Raw genomic sequence first — 2150 nt, 5'->3', positions numbered from 1 at the left:
CACCCCGCCCAGCCGACCCCGCCGCCCTGGCCGACCTCCTCAGGACGTACGCCAAGGCAGGAGCGTCCGAGTTCCACCTGTACCACGCCGGCCTGGCCTCCCCAGAACGCCTGACCGCCCTCACACAAGCGCTACACCAGTCCACCTGACCCGTAACTCCGCCCGGCTCATCGGCCGCCCACCACCACCGGGGCACCAGCCCCATCAAGAGCCAGGTCGCCGCGCCCATGCTGTGGCCCCCGAGGGACCGGACGCCGGTGTACGCACAGGCCATCCGTACGCACTCGCCATCATCACGACCACCGAGGGATGGTGGAGGCGGCGCTCGTCGAGCCGCCGTGCCTCGTCGGCGAGCCGCTCCACCAGGTGGTCGATCGTCCAGTTGGGCCGGGCGGCGAGGCACTCACCCTCCGTCCGCGCCATCCGCGCCGGTCGCGCCGTCGGCCGTCCGCGCCGGTCGCGCCCTGGCTCCGACCGCTGTGACCGCGGTACAACGACAGCCCGGCCAACCCATCGCGCGCTCCCTGACCGCCTGCGACCACTGCTCAGCCGACTTGGAATCGATCGGCCAGGCACCGGGCACTCGTACGAATGCCGTACCGCACCGATAGGTTGCACCACATGACGGATATAAAGATCGTCTACCGGAAGTACGGCGGGGCGTTGCACTGGAATCATCCTGGGCGCCTGCTCGGCGAGGATGAGCATGGAGTCTGGACGGAAGTCCCCGGCGGGACGGTGGCTCGGAAGGGCGAGGGACCGCCTGTCACCTGGGAAACGACCGCCATCATGCTGTTCCCGCACGATGCCTGGTGGACGGCGTCCTTCAACAGCCCGCCCCACCGAAGCGAGATCTACGTCGACGTCACCACCATCCCGGAATGGAGAGATGGTGAAGTGACCATGCTGGACCTCGACCTTGATGTCATCCGGATGCGAGACGGCCGGCTGATCCTCGACGACGAGGACGAGTTCGCTGAGCACCAGGTGGCGCTGGGGTATCCCCCAGAGCTGATCACACAGGCAGAGGGGACCGCCCTGTGGTTGATGGACGCGGTCGGGGAGCGAAAGGGTGCATTCGGCGGCGCACACCTGGAGTGGCTCGCCAAGGTGACCTGAAGCAACCGACCTGAAGCAACCCACCAAGACGACCCGAAACAACCAACCTGAAGCAACCCACCAAGACGACCGAAGCAACCAATGGAGCCGAGCAGCCGAATCACCTGGCGGCGGAGACCAGCCCACTCTCGTAAGCGGCAATTACGAGTTGCGCCCGATCACGAGCCTCCAACTTGGCCAGCAACCTCGTAATATGAGTCTTCACCGTGGCCAAGCTCACTTGAAGGTGCCCGGCGATCTCCCCATTCGACAACCCTCGCGCGATCAGCATCAGAACTTCCCGCTCCCGCTCCGTCACCCCGTCCAACCCTCTCACCCGGGGCAGGACGGGAGTACGCGTGAACTCCTCGATCAACCTGCGCGTGACCGTGGGCGCCAGCAACGCCTCCCCGCTCGCGACCACCCGAATGGCGGACAGCAAGTCGGCAGGCGGCGTGTCCTTGAGCAGGAACCCGCTGGCTCCGGCCCGCAGAGCGTCATAAACGTAAGCGTCCAGGTCGAACATGGTCACAACAAGGACCCGCGAAACATCCTTGATCCGCCGAGTGGCCTCGATCCCATCCATCTCCGGCATACGCACATCCATGAGCACCACATCGGGCCGCTGTTCCAGGGCGACGGACACTGCCTCAGCCCCCGTCGCCGCCTCACCCACGACAGCCAGGTCGGGCTCGGAGTCCACCAGCACCCGGAAGCTTCCCCTGAGGAGCGCCTGATCGTCGGCGACCACCACCCGAATCACGAGACCTCCCCATAGGGCAGCCGCGCGAACACCCGAAACCCTCGCCCAGGCAGGCTCCCCGCCTCGAACGATCCGCCATACATCATGACCCGCTCCCGCATCCCGATCAGGCCATGCCCGGTGCCCGCCGACGGCAACGTACGCCCAGGCCCGTCATCGGTCACCTCGATCCGTACGTCGCCTCCTTCGGCGACCACAGACACCCAGCACCGCGAGGGCGCGGCATGCTTGACGACATTGGTGAGCGCCTCCTGCACGATGCGGTAAACCGACAGCTCAACCCCATCAG

The 2150-nt window shown here is 66.5% G+C and carries 3 protein-coding genes; 1 reads left to right on the top strand and 2 read right to left on the bottom strand.

The window, feature by feature from the left end:
- The first annotated feature begins 621 nt into the window (after positions 1-621).
- A complete protein-coding gene (locus ITP53_RS54955) occupies positions 622-1119 on the top strand; it encodes a DUF402 domain-containing protein (RefSeq protein WP_195903416.1) in 498 nt (165 codons plus the stop codon).
- Between the two features lie 100 nt (positions 1120-1219).
- Here the strand turns inward: ITP53_RS54955 and ITP53_RS54950 are convergent, their stop codons facing one another.
- The gene (locus tag ITP53_RS54950; protein ID WP_195903415.1) at positions 1220-1861 is read right to left on the bottom strand and encodes a response regulator; all 642 of its coding nucleotides are present in this window, start codon (positions 1859-1861) and stop codon (positions 1220-1222) included.
- On the bottom strand, positions 1858-2150 hold a 293-nt coding region (locus ITP53_RS54945; RefSeq protein ID WP_236052242.1), incomplete at its 5' end, for a sensor histidine kinase. The genes ITP53_RS54945 and ITP53_RS54950, both read right to left, overlap by 4 nt.

It is taken from the genome of Nonomuraea cypriaca, assembly GCF_015645445.1.
Taxonomy (GTDB): domain Bacteria; phylum Actinomycetota; class Actinomycetes; order Streptosporangiales; family Streptosporangiaceae; genus Nonomuraea; species Nonomuraea cypriaca.
Note: the sequence above shows the minus strand (reverse complement) of the source record. Positions and strands in the feature narration are given on the sequence as shown.

Bases quoted from the DNA above. Each gene is read 5' to 3' on its own strand.
- ITP53_RS54955 (WP_195903416.1), top strand. From the start codon at position 622: ATGACGGATATAAAGATCGTCTACCGGAAGTACGGCGGGGCGTTGCAC.